The sequence below is a fragment of the Bacillus sp. AL-1R genome, from assembly GCF_052180195.1.
In the GTDB taxonomy this organism is placed as follows: domain Bacteria; phylum Bacillota; class Bacilli; order Bacillales; family Bacillaceae_G; genus Gottfriedia.
This window is the reverse complement of record NZ_CP197469.1, coordinates 2074882-2095730: the sequence shown is the minus strand read 5'-3', so window position 1 is coordinate 2095730 and position 20849 is coordinate 2074882. Positions and strand designations below refer to the sequence as shown.

At 30.8% G+C, this 20849-nt stretch carries 19 protein-coding genes and 1 pseudogene; 4 read left to right on the top strand and 16 right to left on the bottom strand.

Annotated elements, in window-relative coordinates; genetic code table 11:
* Positions 1–63 precede the first annotated feature (63 nt).
* A complete protein-coding gene (hutP, locus tag ACSBO6_RS09830; RefSeq protein ID WP_098846699.1) occupies positions 64–495 on the bottom strand; it encodes a histidine utilization transcription antiterminator HutP in 432 nt (143 codons plus the stop codon).
* A 236-nt stretch (positions 496–731) separates the two neighbouring features.
* The gene (locus ACSBO6_RS09825; protein WP_498844583.1) at positions 732–1166 is read right to left on the bottom strand and encodes a VOC family protein; all 435 of its coding nucleotides are present in this window, start codon (positions 1164–1166) and stop codon (positions 732–734) included.
* Positions 1167–1464: 298 nt separating this feature from the next.
* Between ACSBO6_RS09825 and ACSBO6_RS09820 the strand changes: the two genes are divergently transcribed.
* Complete coding sequence (locus ACSBO6_RS09820) at positions 1465–2388, top strand: glycine-rich domain-containing protein (RefSeq protein ID WP_498844582.1); 924 nt, start codon at positions 1465–1467, stop codon at positions 2386–2388.
* A gap of 114 nt (positions 2389–2502) precedes the next feature.
* Here the strand turns inward: ACSBO6_RS09820 and abc-f are convergent, their stop codons facing one another.
* From abc-f to ACSBO6_RS09795, 5 genes are all read right to left on the bottom strand, one after another.
* Positions 2503–4416, bottom strand: coding sequence for a ribosomal protection-like ABC-F family protein (gene abc-f, locus ACSBO6_RS09815; protein ID WP_498844581.1), 1914 nt, complete (start codon positions 4414–4416; stop codon positions 2503–2505).
* A gap of 604 nt (positions 4417–5020) precedes the next feature.
* A complete protein-coding gene (locus ACSBO6_RS09810; protein ID WP_498844580.1) occupies positions 5021–5659 on the bottom strand; it encodes an SIMPL domain-containing protein in 639 nt (212 codons plus the stop codon).
* 586 nt (positions 5660–6245) lie between these two features.
* On the bottom strand, positions 6246–6818 hold the full coding sequence (locus tag ACSBO6_RS09805) for a hypothetical protein (protein ID WP_498844579.1): 573 nt from the start codon (positions 6816–6818) through the stop codon (positions 6246–6248).
* Between the two features lie 208 nt (positions 6819–7026).
* A complete protein-coding gene (locus ACSBO6_RS09800; RefSeq protein WP_498844578.1) occupies positions 7027–7701 on the bottom strand; it encodes a hypothetical protein in 675 nt (224 codons plus the stop codon).
* A gap of 44 nt (positions 7702–7745) precedes the next feature.
* Positions 7746–8024 (bottom strand): hypothetical protein, encoded by a 279-nt coding sequence (locus ACSBO6_RS09795; RefSeq protein WP_098846706.1) that lies wholly within the window; start codon positions 8022–8024, stop codon positions 7746–7748.
* Positions 8025–9357: 1333 nt separating this feature from the next.
* Here ACSBO6_RS09795 and ACSBO6_RS09790 point away from each other — a divergent pair.
* Together ACSBO6_RS09790 and ACSBO6_RS09785 are read left to right on the top strand one after the other, a co-directional pair.
* Positions 9358–9976 (top strand): annotated as a pseudogene (locus ACSBO6_RS09790) (recombinase family protein).
* Between the two features lie 522 nt (positions 9977–10498).
* Positions 10499–10708 carry a DNA methyltransferase gene (locus ACSBO6_RS09785; RefSeq protein ID WP_498844667.1) on the top strand — a complete coding sequence of 70 codons (210 nt, stop codon included), beginning with the start codon at positions 10499–10501 and terminating at the stop codon, positions 10706–10708.
* A 321-nt stretch (positions 10709–11029) separates the two neighbouring features.
* Here ACSBO6_RS09785 and ACSBO6_RS09780 read toward each other — a convergent pair whose 3' ends face one another.
* From ACSBO6_RS09780 to ACSBO6_RS09765, 4 genes are all read right to left on the bottom strand, one after another.
* The gene (locus ACSBO6_RS09780) at positions 11030–11152 is read right to left on the bottom strand and encodes a hypothetical protein (protein WP_286143863.1); all 123 of its coding nucleotides are present in this window, start codon (positions 11150–11152) and stop codon (positions 11030–11032) included.
* A gap of 24 nt (positions 11153–11176) precedes the next feature.
* Positions 11177–12052 (bottom strand): hypothetical protein, encoded by an 876-nt coding sequence (locus ACSBO6_RS09775; protein WP_498844577.1) that lies wholly within the window; start codon positions 12050–12052, stop codon positions 11177–11179.
* Between the two features lie 1300 nt (positions 12053–13352).
* A complete protein-coding gene (locus ACSBO6_RS09770; protein WP_498844576.1) occupies positions 13353–13832 on the bottom strand; it encodes a hypothetical protein in 480 nt (159 codons plus the stop codon).
* A gap of 12 nt (positions 13833–13844) precedes the next feature.
* On the bottom strand, positions 13845–14951 hold the full coding sequence (locus ACSBO6_RS09765; protein WP_498844575.1) for a hypothetical protein: 1107 nt from the start codon (positions 14949–14951) through the stop codon (positions 13845–13847).
* On the opposite strand from ACSBO6_RS09765, the gene ACSBO6_RS09760 reads away from it, so the two are divergent.
* Positions 14851–15099, top strand: a complete 249-nt coding sequence (locus tag ACSBO6_RS09760) for a hypothetical protein (RefSeq protein WP_498844693.1) — start codon at positions 14851–14853, stop codon at positions 15097–15099. The genes ACSBO6_RS09765 and ACSBO6_RS09760 overlap by 101 nt on opposite strands.
* A gap of 128 nt (positions 15100–15227) precedes the next feature.
* Here ACSBO6_RS09760 and ACSBO6_RS09755 read toward each other — a convergent pair whose 3' ends face one another.
* The 5 genes from ACSBO6_RS09755 to ACSBO6_RS09735 all read right to left on the bottom strand — a co-directional run bounded on the left by ACSBO6_RS09755 (position 15228) and on the right by ACSBO6_RS09735 (position 20795).
* Positions 15228–16121: a DNRLRE domain-containing protein gene (locus tag ACSBO6_RS09755; protein WP_498844574.1), complete on the bottom strand. Its 894-nt coding sequence runs from the start codon at positions 16119–16121 to the stop codon at positions 15228–15230.
* 207 nt (positions 16122–16328) lie between these two features.
* The gene (locus ACSBO6_RS09750) at positions 16329–18818 is read right to left on the bottom strand and encodes an ABC transporter permease (RefSeq protein WP_498844573.1); all 2490 of its coding nucleotides are present in this window, start codon (positions 18816–18818) and stop codon (positions 16329–16331) included.
* A 5-nt stretch (positions 18819–18823) separates the two neighbouring features.
* Positions 18824–19504: an ABC transporter ATP-binding protein gene (locus ACSBO6_RS09745; protein WP_498844572.1), complete on the bottom strand. Its 681-nt coding sequence runs from the start codon at positions 19502–19504 to the stop codon at positions 18824–18826.
* A 129-nt stretch (positions 19505–19633) separates the two neighbouring features.
* A complete protein-coding gene (locus ACSBO6_RS09740) occupies positions 19634–19990 on the bottom strand; it encodes a hypothetical protein (RefSeq protein ID WP_498844571.1) in 357 nt (118 codons plus the stop codon).
* Positions 19991–20444: 454 nt separating this feature from the next.
* Entirely contained in the window at positions 20445–20795 is a 351-nt protein-coding gene (locus tag ACSBO6_RS09735) for a hypothetical protein (protein WP_498844570.1), read from the bottom strand.
* Positions 20796–20849: the final 54 nt, after the last annotated feature.

Here is a 20849-nt window from a genome sequence, read left to right as displayed (position 1 = left end):
ATGAGACGTAAATATAAAAACTTACGAATCATAGCCCCCTATCATCTAATAAACTATGGGCGATTATATGTGATTAATGCCAAGTCCTGCTGATTCATGCTCCGATCCTTTAATAGGAGCACCAATCGTTCCGTATAGTGCAACTGCTATCCAGTCACCCTCGTTCACATTTTTATAAGGCTTTCCTCTTACAATAGCAAATCTAAGTCCTACTGTTCTAAGAACATCACCTAATTGAACATGACCTCTTGTTACGCCTTGAATTGCTTCAAGTGTTGCATGATATAATGAATGAACTTCTCTATATAGAGCTCCATTGATTACACCATTTTGTTTGGCAGCGGTTTCAATCGCGGCAACGACCTTTTGAGCATCCATTGTACCGACCTTACCTACACACCATACAACGTTTTCATTTTTCATTAATTCTTCTTCATGATCGGTCAAAGCAAGCATCATAGCTGTTCGACCAATTCGTTGACTTTGCTCTGCCATATCGCTAATACCTCTTACTTACTTTCTCTAATAAACTAGTATCTGATTACATTATATGCCAACAATTAGTAAACTTCAATATATTCAGATTATTATTTTTAAAAAATATTTTTTTATTAAATTTTGCAGGAATATTCAAACTATTTACCAGTAAATTATTATTTAAGAAAACTTGTCCATTTTTCATTTATTAAGAACAAAATTAACATGATGAATAACGAAAGATTAGCCGATTTTTAAGATTTTTTTCTTAATACTAGCTGCCAAGTAACACCAAAACAATCAGTCACCCATGTAACCTTACTAAAATCATTCATTTCTACTGGCCCCATGAGTACTTTTCCATCGCCCTTCAAGCCACCAAAGATTAATTCGAACTCCGCATCATCTTTGCATTCTAAATAAAAAGAAACAGCCCAAGTAAAATCAGGACAATGTTCTTTTTCCATATCCAATACCATAAAAGATTGTCCTAAAATTTCAATGATCCCATTTAAGATTTTTCCTTCTACACCTGGGTCTTGTTTCGTATATCTTCGAAGAGAAACAAGTTTTGAATTCGGAAAAGTACGAACATAATAATTCATTGCTTCCTCTGCATTACCGCTAAACGTAAGAAATGGCGTAATCCTTTGCCCTGAAACAACCGGTATTACCTGTTCATTTGTCATCTTTGAAACCCTCCAAACAATTTGTAATTACCTAATTATAGAACTTTGAACAAACCAGAACTAATCATCTATTTCCACTGTTAAAATGATCATATAAGAAATTGTACCATATTTTTACAGAACAAAAAAAATCAACCTTATTTCAAAGTGAAGCCCTCTTCCAAATACTCAATCCAATAAACTGATCTTGTGGAATATTTGTAAAAAGTCCGCATTATTTCCTAATTTTAACAATTTCCTTCTTTTGTTTACTCTTTAAATATATAATTGTATTAAAACTAAGTAAAAGGACGTTTATATGAAAAAAATATTCGGTAGATTTTTTAAAAAGAATTTTAAAAATGATAATGAATTCTATAACAATCTTTATGATCAATTTAATACAAACGATTTAATGTTAAATTCAAACCTCGCTGATTTATCGTTAGTTTCTAAATTAGAAAACGCATGGAAAATGGATTTCCTTGTTCATGTTAAAGAAAGAGTAATGGAAAAGGAAGATTGGAGCTATAAAAAGTATTCTTTTATTGAGAAAGAATTAAAGCGCTTCTTCTTAATGGCAGCAATCTTTGAAAACGTTCCAATGTACAGTCAAGATGTTGATAAAATCTGGCACGAAATGATTTTATTTACGAAAAGTTATCAAAACTTTTGCAAGACTTTTTGTGGTGAAATGATTCATCATGAACCAACTATTCAAAAAGCTGAAGTCGATGGAAATGATGATCGAGCTGTTTACAATTTGTTATATAATACTTTGTTTGAAACAACTTCTGTTAATACCCATATTTTAGGAAATTTAGTTGTTAATTTTAAAAATAATAAGGTTCAAGAATATTTATCGAGCAAAACTATTCAAACAAAACGTTTCATATCTCATTTAAACTCACAAACCAAAAATAAAATTTTAAATGAGTTTGCTAGCATTCAAAAAAATTTAGTCGAAAAAGAAAATGAAGATGCAAGAAATAAGCACGATCAAAAATCATTCCCAAGATCTACAAATCGTTCAGCTTCTAGTAAAAAATCAGATGATGACCAGATCAGTTCGACATTTTTAGCTACAAATACTTTTTTTGCAATAAATGAAAGTTCAAATGACAGTGATCATCATCACCATAACTCGCATAATTCATGCTCTAGTTCGACCTATTCCACATGTTCTAGTAGTTCTCACTCTTCATGTTCTAGTTCGAGTTGCTCAAGTGGTTGTTCAAGTTAATTACTTATTTGAAAAAATAATCCACCAAGAAGACAATTAGCCAAATCAAAGGCTTTCTGACTCCTTGGTGGAGTAGTAAATTAACATTAAGTTATCGATGAATATCTTGAGTACTTACAACGCTAACCAAAATTCCATTAGCGATTCTAAATCTTTACCTAATTCAATTTTCCTGCAATATAAATCATTCAGCTTATTGTAATCTTCCTCTCTATTCATCGCTAGATCAATCTCATTAATATCCTTTTCAAGTCGTTCAATTTTTTCTAGAGCTTCAGCTTTAATTGATTCATGATCAGCATTAATTTTAACTTTTTTCCGAATTCCTTTTTTTTCAACCCGTTCTTTCGTTTCTTTTAAACGATTTTCTTCTTTTATACTTTTATAATCATCATAATTGCCAAGATAGCTTTTAAATTCATAATCCTCAATAGCGATTACTCGTTGACTCATTTTATTAATAAAATATCTGTCATGGGAAATAAAGAAAATTGTGCCTTTAAAATCATCAAGTGCCTCTTCAAGCGTTTCGATTGAATCAATATCAAGATGATTTGTAGGTTCATCAAGAATTAACAAATTGATATCTTTGAATAATAACATACCTAATTTCAGCCTAATTCTCTCTCCACCTGATAAGAATTTTACTTTTTTAAATACACTTTGTTTATAAAACATAAATTTTGAAAGATATTCCCTTGCTTTGCCTTCTGGTATCGAGATATCCTCTCTAAAACATTCAAGTACTGTCATTTCTTCGTTATTAAAGTTTATTTTCTGAGGTAAATATGCACTCAGCACATTTGCACCTAGTTGTACCACACCATTATCTGATTTTTCTTCACCTAATAGCATCTTTAAGAAAGTAGTTTTTCCACTTCCATTAGGACCGATAAGACCAACTCTTTCCCCATAATTAACCAATAAATCAGCATCTTTAAATAGCAATTTTTCTTCATAAGATTTCGAAATCGCCATTGCTTTAATTGTTTCATTTCCAGATCGTTTGGATCCCTTAAATTCTAATTTCATATTTTCTTTTTCAAAAACTGGTTTTTCAATTCTATTTAACTTATCAAGTTTTTTCTGTATACTTGCAGCTCTTTTAAAAAATTTGTTATTATCAGCCCGCATTGCCCAATCTCTCAAATTGGTTACAGTATTTTCCATCGATTTTATCTTTTTTTGTTGTTCTTTAAAATGTTCAAATTGAATCTGTAAGTTTTTTTCTTTTTGCTCTACAAAAGATGAATAATTACCCTTATACGTAACTGATTCCATTTCTTCAATTTCTACAATTTTTGTTACGACTTTATCTAAAAAATATCGATCATGGGAAACAATCAAGACAATTCCTTTATAATTTTTTAGAAAGTCTTCTAACCATTCAACTGAGTCCATATCTAGATGATTTGTAGGTTCATCAAGTAATAATATATCCGGGCTATTGATTAAAAGTTTACCAAGTAATACTGTTGTTTTTTCACCACCACTTAACAAATCAAACTCTCTGTTTAAAAAACTTTCTTCAAATTTAAGTCCCGTACAAACCTTTCCTAATTTTTCTTCTCTTTCGTATCCACCTTTTACTTCAAATAATTGTACTAATTCGCTATATTTTAACATTGCTTTTTCTAGTGCTCTGTTCTCTAACACTTTCATTTGTTCTTCTAAGTCACGCATTTGATTTTCTAATTGAATCACTTCATCAAAAGCCATATTTAAAACACCAATTACTTTTAAGCCAGTAGGGTAGACTGGCGTTTGTTCTAAATATGCAGTTGTGAGTCCTTTTGGAATGAAACTAATTAACCCTTCATCATATCCATAGCTAGAAGTTTGAGGATAACCAGGATAATAATGCATCGGCACAATTCCAGCAATAATCTTCAGAATGGTACTTTTACCACTCCCATTGATTCCAATAATACCGATTTTATCACCTTCATAAGCTTCAAATGTTATATTTTTAAGCACTAAAGTTGCATCCATATATTTTTTAAGACCATTTATTTTTAATTCGAACATAAAATTTCCTTCTTTCATCCATAAATTTCGTTATGCATATATGGACAAGGTAAAGAAGTGAACTTACGATTTAATTATTAAAATACGACTCATATTTTTTTAATTTTGTTAAGAGGAACAAAAGCCAAATAAAAAAGACTATAAGAAGAAAGTATCTTCTCACAGTCTAATAAACTTGGTAATTGATCATTTATTTAGAGCAATTTAATCATACAATTTCTTATATGAGCCCCATCAGCTAAAACAAATATCTGATGGAATACTAAAAAAATTATCTAGTATTCAATAAATAATCATCTCGTTATCAGTAAAGTAAGTTACCTTCTAATTTGCCTTAAATTCCATAAGAGCATAACAAATAAACCTAACCATTAGGCAATTTTTAACTCATTAGGAAAACATATTAATTTAAATTAAATTAATATTAGCAATTAGTTGGCATCATAAACTTACTTTCCTCCTTCGAAATTTTCTATATTATCCCATTTTTTTGATTTTTTGTAAATACCTTCAGCATTTTTTTCTTTCTTATTACCAAATAATTCAAAAAAGTTCGTTCTGTATAATCTTGGCATGTATTTTTATATAAATCCGTAATTTATCATTAGTAACTTACATAATTAAACATTCCCTGCACTGAAGCGGTAATTTTAATTTGCCCCTCTTGAATAGGAGTTGTTTGGCCACTGAATGCAGCTGCAGTCATAGTTAATGATGACATCGGACGTACAATTTGAATCCCTTCTTCAACCAACCAAATTGGAATGTTATTAATTGATAAACCTAGAGATTTTGCGATGTTTTCTGCATTCATTTTTGCATTTAAAGTAGCCTTTTGTAGTGCCTCTTTGTAATACGGTTCGGGATTTGATACTTCGAATGTCAGATTCCTAACTTCATTTGCTCCATTTTCAACTGCAACATCAATCACTTTCCCAACATTTGCAAGATCCTTCACGATTACTTTGAAAATATGACTCACCCGATATCCCTTAAAAATTTGCTGTGAATCTTGGTAATCAACAATTCGATCGATTGTATATGAATTCGTTTCAATTTCATCTTGTTTAATTCCTATACCTTTTAATGCTTCTATTATTTTATTCGAAATATTTGCATTCTCTGTCTGCGCTGTTTGTACTTTCATATCTTCAACTACAGATCCTAATAATACAAATGACTGGTCGGGCTTGACTGATACTTCACCTTTTCCTGTTGCTTTAATCGTATAATTAGCATTCATATTCCGTGATCGGAAAGCACTTTGATATTGAGGCGTTGAATAATAATTATTTAATGGATAAATCTTCCTCACATCCTTTTAAGATGAATAACATTGTATTTATGCCCATTTATTTTATGTATTGAAGGCTTTTTCTGTGAGAGATTCTTTTAATATAAATTAATTTTATTTCGGGATGTTTTTGTTTGGAATTATTATGATAAAGGGAATAGACCCTCCTCTTTTACCTTCGTAAACAGTACAAGACCTCGCTCATACTTCGTAAGATATGCCCGAGGTCTTGTACTACTGGGTGCAGTCGGAGGATCTGAAATAAATTATTATATTTTTTACCAAAACTTCCACCATTTTTTTTTAGAGGATGTAGTTGCTGCTGTTTCAATTTGTGCTTGTTGTAACTATGAAAGGATTAGTTTAAGCTTAATCCGAGGCGTCTGTTTTATCTAGGTGTGCAATATCTACCGCTTACAGATACCTTCTAATAATTCTACACAAATTTATATTTCCACTTAATTGATAAAAGCCACTATTCGTATAATTTTTTTTACTATGCTGGAAGTTACTCACAATGAGAACTTAATCTACATTAGAATTTATATCCATAAGCCTTCAGCATAATTTTTGTATTTTTAATATTTGTCTGTACAATGTTATCAAGGAATTTAGTATCACTTGTTTCAATTGCATTTTTAAATCTATTTAATTTTTGAAGTTTATCATTTAAAAAATGTTGAAATTTATCTTCACTATCAAATTCACTTCTATATGTCTCTGTAAGTGCCATTATGTTTTGTTTTCTGTATGCTTCAATTACTTTTAAAGCCCCTGAATAATTTCTTAATTTTAAATAGATGTAAAGTTTATTTCGACTAAGTAATCTAACTTCTCCGTACTCTTGTATTTCCCTTTCCTCTTCAAAATGTAAAAAATCTTTTTCAGTTTGTACATAATCAAAAATTGGTAATATTTCTTTTTTAAACTGTCGAATGCATTTTTCTAGTTCATTTTTAATACTTTGTATACTCTTCGGGTTATATCGAAATTCACCAGACTGATAATCTCCGAAATCATATAATCTATAATATCCTTCTTTTAAGAGACCCTTATCATTTACTGTCTGTTGTAGTGCTAATATCAACAGGATCCATATTAGTTTCATCTTGAACATATTGAAGTTGATAATGATCGAAATTGTTGTCGGTCGCTGTTCCACTTATCTCAAGATTACTAGTTGTATCCGTCTTTAGGCTAATTGGTTTCAATTCTGCTTTTGGCATTGTTTCGTCTAAGTATATGGTCTTATAACCTAAATCACTACTATTTCCATATTCGCCAGCTAGTCTTACATAAACGTTTTTTAGACCGTCTCAAGGTGGTGTTCTCCATGTTAGACCTTCACTCGATAAGCCTACATATGGTTCGTAATTGATACCATCAAAAGAAACAGATTCATAAATCGTACCACTATAACCATTTGTAATAGTTGTTTCAATATGTATATCTCGAGAGTTAGTAAAACTAGCTCCATTATTTATTGTAAAATATCCGGTAGGAGCGACAGTTAATGGTGATACCGATGGAGTTTCTGCGTTCTGAGTCGTTGTACTTGCATCATTATCTGTTTTTTTAACAGCAACGGCTTGTTCAACATTTATACTGATTTTATCTGAATTTCTGACCATGTGCCACTTCGTAGTTTTGGTGGTCTCCGTTTTTCCAGAGTAAAATGGTAAACCAAACGTTTTCGATTCATTGGTCTTTATATGATCACCAGTATCTAATTGAAATTCATCAGTCCCAGTAAAATAATCTTTTTCGGAACTGGCTAGACGATATCCTTTTTCTTTTGTCCAACTTTCAAGACCATCGTTTTTAACTGTAATCGACACAGTTTGATGGCTATCAATATCCATAGATTCCGGAATTTTACTTGACACTAGGGATGCGGAGTAAACTTTTCGAGCAAATGCGCTATCTGTTGCAATTTCAGTTGATTCTCCAAGCTTATTGATACCTGAAATAGACAGATAGTAAGTTAACATTGCAGGCACAGACTTATAATATTTAAATTGACTAGCGTCTGATACTACAGTGTTAACAATCTCTGCCCCTCCTGGTTTAAGACCAATTTTAATACGTTAGTAAATTCTGAATTTGGCTCCCAAGAGACAACCAGTTTATCTGCATTGAAATCGTTTGGATGATCAGCATCATAACGCTGAATTTTTGCATTTTCAATTTGAACTGGTGTTGCTGCTTTGATGATTCCAGTGAATTCTTGAATTGGTATTGTACAAATTAAAAGTGCAAAAGCGATCAAAATGAAAAAACTTCTTCTTAACAATGGATTTCTCCAAATCTTCATTTACTACATTCTCCCCTATAATTAAAAGATTTTAGCCATTTGTAAAGCTTCTGTAGTAATACGGTTTTATGAGGCATGGCAAATCTCAAAAAAGGTTCCAAATAAATAGAAACGGTATGTTCCAGAATGTAAAATTAGGAAGCTAAGGTATGCTACCAAAGGAACTAGTCGATATCTAATGTCAAGAAATCTTTCACGAAATAGTTTATTCACATCAAAGCACGTATTATAAGGAACTATTCGTTTAACTTGATATCAGGCTTTAATAAAAGTCATGAGCTAAAATTTAGGTACCCAGGGTCACCTATTTCTTCTTGACTTTATGCTTTCACCGTTAATCTAATCTATTGATCTAGTATTAAATAATTTTACTTTAAAGATCGTAGTTGCTATTTTGTAATTATCTTTATATTTAGAATATTACTACAAATAATCATAACTTTATTATAATTTAGGTATTAAGTGTAGTAAATTGGGGCATTTTTCGTATTAAGCATGAAAAAAAGTGCATTATTTTGATGTTTCTATATTTTACTATTCCATTTTTTGCTATTATTTGTTGAGTTTATATGCAGATATAATTTGGGGAAATTTGCAATAATTTATATAAAATTTTAGTGAATTATTAGGATTTTACGTAATAATGTGTTCATCTAATAAAATCCTCGGAACTGTTCCTAAGTCCTCTAATATCTTAGTTTAACTAAGCTTAAAACTTTCTCTATTTTTTATTACGGTTCACCACTATAATCGTAATTCTTCCACAATTTAGCGATTGTTGAGGAGTCTCGTGTAATTAGAATATTCAAGTTTGATTATAATATGGGTTTGTGGTTCCAAACTATCCTGCCATTTAATTTAAGAGAAAATATTCGCATTCCATATCAAATAGATCTCTATTCCTAAGATTTAAATTTGATACTTTCCACAAGTCTCTAACAGATTTTCTTAACTTACCGGCAACATAAGAAGAGATTGATAAAAACAGGTCTTCCATTAATTCTCCAGTTTACTCATATCTCGAAAATAGCCTTTAAAGGGTACTAGAAATATTTCTAAGCTATTGTTGATGAGGACACCATCATTCTTATTATTCTATCTGCATTTTAATTCCATAAAAAATTAATAACCTAGAATCTTAGCATCTAACTAATTATATAATAGTTCGTAAAAGTACACTTTTACGAACTAAACTATTAAGCTTAAAATCTATCGAAAACTACGTCCGTAAAAATAAGAAAACTACTTTATGAACGTTCGCGTTATTTTAATAGATTTACGAACGAAATTTGCTATAATAAGAGAAAAGAAACTAGGAAAAAGGTGGAAAAACATGAATGGTAGAAAGTTTGGCTATATTCGTGTAAGTAGTAAAGATCAAAATGAACTAAGACAATTAAATTCAATGAAGGCGATTGGAATTGACGATCGGGATCTATTTATTGACAGACAAAGTGGAAAGACCTTTAACCGGGAGCAGTATCAATTATTGAAACGAATGTTACGAAAAGGGGATATTTTGTACATTCATTCACTTGATCGATTTGGCCGTAACAAAGAAGGCATTCTTGAGGAATGGAATGACATCACGAAAAATATTCAAGCCGATATCGTTGTCCTTGATATGCCCCTTTTGGATACGACCCAATTTAAAGACAGTCTAGGAACATTTATCGCTGATCTTGTTTTACAAATCCTATCTTGGATGGCAGAAGAAGAACGCGAAAGAATTCGAAAGCGTCAACGTGAAGGAATCGATGCAGCACTTCAAAATGGTGTTACATTTAAGACCTAAAGCAGAACTAAATGAAACATTTGTTGAAATCTACAATCGATGGAAATCTGGAGAAATGACAGCTGTTAGTGCTATGAAGGAAGCTGGTATTAAAAAGACTACTTTTTATAAGCTTGTTAAGGACCATGAAGAGGTATTGAAAAAATCCACTATATAATAGGAAGAAACTCGTCAAATATAATTGTTTCAGTGAGCTCCTTTATATATCACACACTAATAGCTTTAAAATAAAAAACTGAGTACGTAGTTTGTTTACACGTACTCAGTTTTTCATAATATTATTATTGTTTATTAACCGTTAATATCTTTTAAAGTGTGTTTCTCCAAATCTATTCCTGGTTAATATACGCAAAAAACCCAATCATACAACTCTAAAGAAGTAATTGCTGACCATTTGTTTATTAATTCGTCAAATTTAATAGCAATACAAAATCATTACTTATTTACCATTAAGACAAATATAAACAAGTGCTCTATTAATACCGAGAGCAATTAACTAACCTTCAATCTACTCAATTTATTATCCTAGAAATTTCTGTCTTATCTTTTCTAAAGCATTTGTCCTCATAATGGACTGCCAGTACTTATTTTCGTTAAGGTTGTAATTACTTTTAAAATAGTAACTGAAAAAGTCCGATTTTATTACTTTACCTTGTATATCATATATATCTTTTAGTGAATAGAGTACTGTCCTCTCTCGGGGTATGGGGAACGACATGTAAAGAAAGAAGGAACCATAAGAAATCCAGTTACTGTTCTCGAAGAACTAATTGCAATTCAGACTAATGAAGGGAAGTCGGTATTAGATTGCTTTATGGGATCAGGTTCAACAGGACAAGCAGCATTAAATTTAAATACGAAATTTATTGGTTTAACTTTTGGAATATAGGCATCCCGTACATAACCCTAAATTGTGAATAATTGAAAAATGAACCTAAATTATGTTCAAGAATGTTAAAGAAACTTAAAGGGCATAATAGAATAACTATTATTGAATAATAATATTATTTTAGAATTAATTAAAGAGAAAACAGCCTCGACTTCAGTAAATATACATATAAGTATAAACAAGATTAAAGATTCAACAAATGATGTTTATGAAAAGTAAGACACGAAAGCACAAAAGGAAGGCTTTTACTTCCAGTATTAAATTCTTTATCGTTTAGTCTTACAATCTAATCTTCTTCTCTATCAATATACTAATAATTTCTTATTTATTTGCAATTTTACGTAACAAATAAAGTACATAAACTATAGCAGGTATAGCCCCTATTATTAAAATAATCTTTATTACACCAAAAATTAAATACCAAGGTGACACAGATACACTCATTTTTTTACCTCCATCGTTATAAGTTTAGTCCGTATATTTATATGATTGTTGAACATATACAGATTCGTTTGTTTTATTCCATGATATAAGTTTAATGGTACTCACAAGACTTATGTACCCATTATTAAGATAACCAGTTAATTTATAAGTACCTTTAGCATTCATATCATATCCGACTTGCTCTGCTTTTGGATCAGTAACTTCTGCCGTAGCGGATACATCTGATAAAGCAGACCCGTTTGTTCCTGCCACATCGGCATAACGCATTTTTAAGCCATATGTACCTACAGAATAATGATTGCCCAATTTTAAAGTGGCGACGGTAACACCTAAACTTTTAAGTTTTACCCAAGCTGTGTAAAGCCTATTGCCATATGCTTTAGTTTCCGAAATATATGGGCCCATCTCAATAGAACCTGCACTTTTACCTTGTTTTGCTGGAATAATACTTTCAACAGAACCCGAATCTCCATCTTCTTCATCTGTTGAAGACAGAGCAACAACTGAACCATCATTTAGTTTAATTGTTTGAGCTATCTCAGAATTAACATATAAGTCATTAGATAAAACCCCATTAATTTCAACCATTTTATCTATCTGATATTGTTCTAATACATCTTCTGGTACCTCACTCAAAATATCTTCTAACAGTTCTATTTTATCAGAATCCGACCAAGAATCTGTTAAAGTAGATACTTCAAGACTTTTTAGTACATTCATCAAATCATCAGAAGTACTATCTTCATTTAAATTTTGGGAATATGTTTTTGCTATACTACTAATTTGATTATTAGTACTCAGAGCATGTCCAACATCCGGTAAAATCCCTCCAGCTATTATAGCAGCAGATAATGTTCCAACTCCCAGTTTAGTTAAAAATTTTAATTTATGATCACTCATAATTAATTCCCCTCACTCATGATTAGTTTTTAACACAATGTACGATTCACTTTACCTGTTATCACTTTTTTAATACCTATTAAATGTAGTAATAAGGAAATTGAAAATCATAATATTTTCCCTCAATTCTGATTATAAAGACAATTATTAAATACCTCAATATTGTTAAGTCGGGTTATTTTTATGCTAATAATCATACAATTAATAAATTATTAAAGTATTTATTACATAATTCGACAAAATACTTTCACCAAATAACCCGAGTAACAAAAATTGCTATAATTGAAGAAACTACTTAAGAAACTGAATAAGAACAACCGCGCAAAAATTCGAGTTTATTTACATTTGTTGTTTTTTCAATAGCTTCCCATCTACTAACTTTGAAAAACAAATAATTAGCAGACCTCCGATGTTACCACGCATTATATTGAGGATTCCTAAAAGTGCGATTCTAATTCCCGTAAAGTTAATTTTGAACTCTGTTCGTCCTCCTCTTACAGTTTACTTTCTTTAATATAATTAATTTCTTTGAATTTAAATGTACTTCATTTCAGTTAAGACAAGCCTAATTCCCTTTATTCTAGCCATTTTTACCTGAGTAAATTTACTCAAGTAAATAGTTATCGACAATTCACTTTTAATAACAAAATTATCTTCTATATTTCTGCTAAAATTATTATACATCGAAAAATCTTAATAACCGCTTGTACAATACCAAATAATCGCTATTACCGAAATTTTGTTGTCAAACAATTCTAAATATATCGAGCAATGAACAAGAATCCTTGATATCAGAAGGTACAAGCCTTTTATTTCCACTTATTATTCGGTAATTAAAATTGAATCCGATAAAAGAGATTATTTAAAAGAAGCTATTAAATGGAACGTTGTTTCCACTTTTTTTCGCATATCTCTATTAGGGATGGAGTCCCGAAAATGCGGATTTACAACGTTAAGCAGTTTTGATTGAGAATGTTGATGTTTTATCAAAAATAAGATGATAATTTCTAATTTTGATACATGTATATTAGATGTTTAAAGTACTTTTAAAACCCTAACATATTTATTCTCAATAAAGTAAACCCTATTGAGATACCAAACAAAACCATTGTTGTATCAACGTTTTTATCCTTACCGTTGTAAATTGTCAAATCCTGAAGCTACCCCTAAATGGTATTCCAAAAGTTACCGTTTAACAAAGCTAAACTCAAAAAGAAAAGGCGACAGACACTGCCCTATAGTCTATCGCCTTAATGCATATTAGAGTTTTTTAATATTTCTTTTCATTCTAACTTTAATATTAATGCAATGCATCTTCAATAATTTTTAGAGCATTTTTTAGAACTTTTCTTAGATTAATCAATTCTTTGTAAGTCCATTTCGGTATAAAATCTATGTCGCCTTGTTTTATTACACTTAAATTACTTCCATAAAAAAGTTTGTTATATATTTTTGAATAAACATCCTTTTCACCTATAAATCTTACATTAATTGAATTTGCAATATCAGATGTTATATTCCAAATATCTAATAAATTTTTATGATCAATCTCAATTTTGTTTTCTTTTAAACAATTTATTACCAAATCTATATCATACATAGACTTTTCATTTTTACAACTAATTTGTTGATATTTGCTGAAAGTTTCAAGCTCTTCTATACTATTAAAATTAACTAATTTTTGATTTTTAGTTATAAGTCCGTCCCTGTCATTTGAATACCAAATACAATAAATTGAACTACTATTTAAAATGAATTCAACGATATAGTATTCTTTCATTAGATATTCTCCTTATTTTAAGTCTATCATTGATATTAAATTCATCGTCGTACTTTCATAAGTTACCTTTGTTTGATTTCCAAATGAATCATATTCAAATTTAGTTGAATAATTTGCTTGGTCAGTCGTTTGAATTAAGTAATTACTATCAGTATCATAGATTGATATTGTTTTATTTTTTCCTTTTATAATGCGAATACCATCAAACCATGCGGTACCTGTAAAGTTCCCTCCAAAAACAACTGACACATCAATTGTATTGATTAATTTTGTTGCTGTTGCTGGGATATCTGCATATGCTCGATTCCATTCTTTTGTTCCATCTAAAAAGTTCGCAGTAATAGTTGTGTTTGTTCCATCTGTGTAATTAATGACTGCTTTTAATGCATATTTAGTCGGATCTTTCGTGCCACCAATTGGAATAACAACATTTGTTCCTTTAGACAATCCGGTTAAAGTTAGATCAATAGGTTGATCATCTGGTTTTTGTCCAATTAAAACCGTTTGTTTATACTCATTTGTAGGAGCTGTTGAACTTGAACGAACGATTTTTAATGAATTTGATGAATCAAACTGTTCAGTTGAATCAACAGTACCACCACTACCTGTCCAAGATGTAAGTGAGTTTTCAAACCCTCCATTTTCAATTGGATTAAAGTTAGATTGAAACTCCGCCTTTTCTAATTGAACAGAATCAAACCACACGTCACCTTTACCATCAATAGAGTTATGATCTACTTCTAGTTTAACTTGAACTTTCGTTGTGCCAGCTGGTGTTTTAAAAGAAAAAGGTCTATTAATCCAATCTTGTTTTCCAGAAACATTAATTGTTCCAATTGTAGTTCCAATGCTCGTACCACTAGCATTAAAAAACTGGAATCGATAGATGGCTTTCACATTCGATAAATCTGACTTAATATCTGAACTCAAAGTATAATTCGTATTTTCTTTAATGTTTGAAATCGTTTGGTACAAATATAGATATCCGGATGAACTTGATGTTGATTGTGGAGAAAATTTGATTGATTTATTTCCACTAATTCCGTTTTTCCCGATTGAATCGATACTAATTGTACCAGTATCATTTACAGGAGTGACGATTTTAGTCCAACCTGTCAAATCATTTTGGAAGCTACCATTGGTTAATAAATTTGTTGCTGCACTTAAACTATTACTAGTTTCGATAGCATTCCCATATGATGTAGGGGATGTAGAAAAAAGAATGGAAATAAATACCCTACAAATACAAATTATTGGTTTCGAATAAAAGCTATCTATCCGTTAGGTGAAAGTGCTCAATCTGACCCACCTTTTAAACCGACGATACCAAATCTGAAATTTGCAGAAATGACCTCTGTTAATAGTTTTACTAGAGGAACAAACGGATATATTGATTTAAGTTGGAAGCCTGTGACAGGTGCAACTGGTTAAAAAAATCAGCACTTTATAACCAGTCGCACCTGGAACTGCATCCCAATTTAAATCAACGTATCCTGAATTGGTACTATCACCATATGAATAGGCTTTCCCAGTTGGTGAATCAGGAGTAGGAATTGTATAGTTAACAGATATGTATGGATTGTTATCAGAATTTGAAGTTGAAATTATTTTTTTCCAATAAGCTGATCCATTTCCGTTTTCATGTAATTTTAGACCATAATTAGTTAAAGAACCACTTAGCCAACTTTTTACTGTATTTGTAATATCGAAGTTGGCCCACTGACCCTCTCCTACAGTAGTAGTTGCTATATTTGTAGAACTAGGTTTCGTATCCCAAGTTACAGACGAATTAGACCATGATCCTGTAATACGATCTAACCAAATACCTGTTGCACTCGAAGAAGCACTATGTTTTACGTATGCATTAAACGAAGCACTAGTAATCGTTAAACCAGTTAGATTTGCTGGTAACCCTTGGTTTAAAAAGGCATAACAAGTACCGGTAGTACTATCATAATTACCAATTTTTAAAATATATGCACCTAGCCCAGAGTCCCATTTTGAAGACGTACTAGAATAATTTGTAGTTGGATAGGCGCTCATTACAAACGTATCTGATGAATCCGTTACAGAAGTTGTCGGATCAATAAATACTGGGAACACTCTTTCAGGACTTGCTAACCAATCTGGATCAGCATTTAACGTTAATTTATATCCACCATCTATTTCTTCGATATCGTAGCTCACTTTATCAGATGTAACTGCTTCTCCAGAACCTTCATTAATATTCGAATCCGACATAAACGGTTTCGGCAATTCAAATATCTTTTTATCATCGTCATCTTTCATTTGAATATTGCCATCTTCATCAATCGTCGCTTTTAAGTCAGTTTGAATTTTAAAAGTAAAAATATGATAACCATCGTATTGGTGTAAAACTAAATCTTCTTTTGTATTTTGATTAAAGGTGTCATTAGGACTATAGACATGTAAATACTTACTGCATCTTTAAATTGGATATGATATATGATGAAATGAATTTAAATTAACGAAGGATTATTTTAGCAAATTATTTCTACTGACTAACAAATATCCACTTATCAACAAAATGAGAGTTGATAATAAGAGGACTATGCAACCCATTTGAGCATTTACGTTTGGCTGATCGAGCAAGATTGACAGTTCCCCGTTGGTGGTTTTTGTAATGTCAAAATACGTAAATGGAGAAAAGTAAGCATGGTTAGTAAGTATCTGTGTACTGGCTATACACCCTATCGCCACTGTTAATATCGTAGCTGAAAATACTGATAACGAATTTTTAAAAAACAAGGACAATAAGTGAGATAATACGATTGTAAATAAGCATAAGCACAATAATAATAAAATACTTTTCATTAAATTGATTCCTATAGGACTAAAATGAAACCCATTTCCTCTATATGATATCGTACCTGTATAAGTTGAGGAACCTGCAATTATTGGGTGGTCATAATATAATATAGGATATTCCCAATCGCCAAAACGATTAAACAATGTTCCTATTATTAGTACATACAAGAACAATCCCAAGAAATTTAAAAATGATAGGATTGTAGAATTAAGTACTTTTCCTAAAAAGATTTGCTTGGAAGCTATAGGCTGTGTCTTTAAAAATCGTAGTGTATTCATTTTCCCTCTTTCATCCGCAATTCCCGATCCAAATAATAATATTAATAAACCGATTAGAACTAAATATAAATAATCTTTAAAAAATATATAAAGTGAATAGAGTCCACTATTATCTAATTTTTGATTCATTTCTAACCATTTATTTGAGTCGATTTTTTCGTTTGAAAAAACCGTTGGTAGGAAATCTCCTGAAAATACAGGATAAATATGATGATCTATAAGCCAGTTTTTTTCAGCTATGCTAACATCTATTGTGAATTGACCCAATGTTTCCTTAAAGGCATTTTGTAGATTACCTGAATCAAATTCTTTATTTGCAAAACGGGTTTGAAATAATTGATATTCATAGAGAGGCGTCCATTTCCCTTTTTTATAACTAGAAACCGCAGCCTTATTTTTTTTTTGTGTTTCTTGTATGACTGCTTCTCCCTTTTTCAAATCTTCTAACTGTTCCTTCAGGTTAGAATCCTCTGGTTCATTTTCTAGTATTGCTATTTGTTGCTTCATGTCTGGGTATACAACACTTTCAAGGATGTGTTCAGATTGTTTTAATTCTTGGAAGTATGACTTTTTCTTTTCTTGTGTTTGTTCAGATAAAAAGAAGTAACCAAGCATAATTAAAATAGAAAGGAAAAGATTCATTTTTCTGAACAGACCATTACGTCGAACTTTTCGATATTCAAACAAAGTCGCTACCAATAATGGATTAGCATTAATTTTAGTTTCTCCCTTCTGAAATGGCGGCAGATAGGAAGAATTTAATAATTTACTTTCCTTTTTAGGTAGAAAAACAGATAAGAAAACGCAACTGAAACTCCAAACAATAGCGAAAAAAAGTAAACGCCATTCTGTACTACTAGGTGATTCATTAAGAATTTCGTTATAATGAAAAGATTGGAATGGGTTCCATACAGTTTGTAAAAATTGATTCATTCCTGTAAAGGAAATTCCTACAATTAAAACAAAACAAGTAGATATAAAAACCGTAAAAGAGTTTTTTATCCATCTACTTAATAGCAGTACGATACCAAACGTTATAAGGCATGTATTCGTAAAGAGAACTATTTCTCTCATTAAGTAGTAAGTCGTTGAAATGATACTAAAGGTTTGTTTAGAGCCGACTAATTGAGGATATTGTAAATATATTCGGTGATCATATATCCATGGAAGAGCAAGTCCTATAACTATGACCAACACTATAAATGCAGCCGTGATGATTAGTAAACTAATGAACTTGCCAAAAATAAGTTTCCAGTTTGGAATTGGCTGTGTTGTTAAAAACACCCAAGTATTCTGTTCCTTTTCGACGGTCATTATATTTCCAAATAAAAACAATAAAACCACAACACCTACAACACCAAATAATATCTTTGTATTTTCTTTTAAAAATAAAATAGGTGCTAAAGGATATTCTTCGTCTATGTATGGAAGATGGTGTTTAATAAACCACTCATTCTTAGCAATTGCCTGGCTCCTCTCTACCCCTTGAAGTGAATGGAATTCTCCACCGTACTTAGAGTACTGGACCAAACCTTCTAAAAAATCATTTTCATAAGTAGGGATTTTATCCCATTCTTTGTTTGTAATTGAAAGTTTCAGATTGTACAAAGCCTTACCGATTTCTATTATTTGTTCCTGTTGTCTTAATTGCACTTCATCAGGAACTTTATCACTTTGATTTCGTTGTAAATCTTGGTAGATTTTATCTGTTTCTTCAATGTAAGGCTGAAACTTTTTTTCAGCCCTGGCTTGCATAGTTGATTTTTCTAAGTAATTTTGTACAAAGTTTCCACTTACAAATAATAAAATTACGACTAATATCCAAAGGAAGTTTCGTTTACGCCAGAACTTTTTCAATTCAAATAGAATGATATTCAAACTAATCACCCCTCTTCAAAAAATATCTTTTTATAACGTTCTTCGGTACTTATTGAAAGTTCCTCATTTATAAGTACTCCATTCTTTAGAAATAGGACATGTGAAGTAACTCGATCGATTTCTGCTAGGTTATGTGAGGACAGAAGAATGGAAGTTCCTTGTTCTGCTAACTGTAATAGTAATTCACGCACTTTAATTGCACTTGTAGGGTCAAGTCCGTTTAGTGGCTCATCTAAAATAAGTAATTTAGGTTGATTAACAATAGCCAATGTCAAAAGTAAATGTTGCTTCATCCCAAGCGAGTAATAAGCGACCTTTTTGTTCAAATAACCCTCAATACCTACTCTTTTTGCTGTTTCCATAAGTTGTTTTCTTTTAATACCTTGTACATTTCCAATGAATTGAAGATGATCATACCCAGTTAAATAATCATAAAGGACCGAATTATCTTGCATAAAAGAAATTTCACGAAAAATTGCTGGATCTTTGTTGCTTTTCCCAAGTATAAAAATTTCACCTTCATCAGCAGTTAAAAGGTTGGTAATGGTATTTAGAAGTGTAGATTTACCAGAACCATTAGGACCTACGAGAGCAACGATTTGCGGATTTTCTATTTTAAATGATATCCCAGTTAATACTTTTTCTTTTCTATACGATTTATGAATTTGATTGACTGATAGAATCATATAATCACATCCCGTTAATTTTTGAAATAATGAATTAATTAACTTGAATTTAAGAGAATACAAGTTAATTAAAAAAAGCTCTTGAAACTTACTTAAATAAGCAGGTTTTCAAGAGCTAATAGTTTATTATTATAAGCTAATTGGTTTTACAACTGATGGAATTGGATAAGGTATGCCTTCACGATATAAATACCCTTGATAATACTGATAAAAACCAGCTTGTTTATATTTTGATAAATAACCACGATATCTTGTACCATCTACTGTCTTTTCAAAGTATTTAGTAGCTCCGCCGTCATATTGAGAAATATAAAGTAAATCGTCTATCCAAACTCTATCTGCTGCTTGGATTGATACATTTTTGCTAATGCTAATATGGTTTATTGGCCTTTCTGCAGAAGTGTTTTCTGCTGCTGAAGCTAATGTAGTAGAACTAAATAATAGTAATGGAGCTAAAAAAAATGTGAACAACGCTTTTTTTTTCATAAATATAATCCTCTCCACTTGCTATGTATTTGTCTTACTATAATCTATGATAACACTAATATCCAACTCTACCAACTGAAAGTTTCTAATTTTTGGTATTTTTTGAAAATAATGGTATTAACCAAAACCAATTATAAAGTGATTCTCTTAAAGTACTATTTATATAGGGATTTTTCAATGAATAAAGCATGCAACGATAGTTTACATCATGGACCTTATCGGCAATAACAAAAGGAACTTCCTTTAAGGAAGTTCCTTTTGCTATTGCTTCTTATTAAACTACCATGGGGGTTGCATAAGAAGGCATTTTCTTTTGCAAATATTGGTGATATATTCGTAAATCTTTTTAATCGGTAAAATAATGTGATTATTATTTTTAACATTATTTATTTACAGATAGAAAAAGAGTAGCTCTTACAGATGGTAAGGCTACTTTCAATTTTAATTAATTTTATTATTCTCTATTAGCTACTCCGATAAATGTCTTTTTATTTAAAGAGACATATGCTGTAATATCGCCAAGAAGAGAATTTCCATCTACTTTAAAGGTAACCGCATATACTTTTTTATTAATGTATTTTTCATCAAATAGTCCATATTTTTTTTCAAGCTTAGTCTTTTTGACGGTTGCTTCCTTCCAATCTTCTGTAACTTCATTTTGTTGATCAACACTTAAACTTTCCCATGCAAATTTTTTAATGGAGGAATAATCATCATTATTATTAGCACTTATTGCATTTACACTAATAACTAACAAAATGATAAATAAGGCACAAGCTGAAATAACTTTCCAAAGTTTACTCATATTACCCTCCCTATATTTTAAACTTTCTAAGAACGAGAAGATTAAATTAATCTT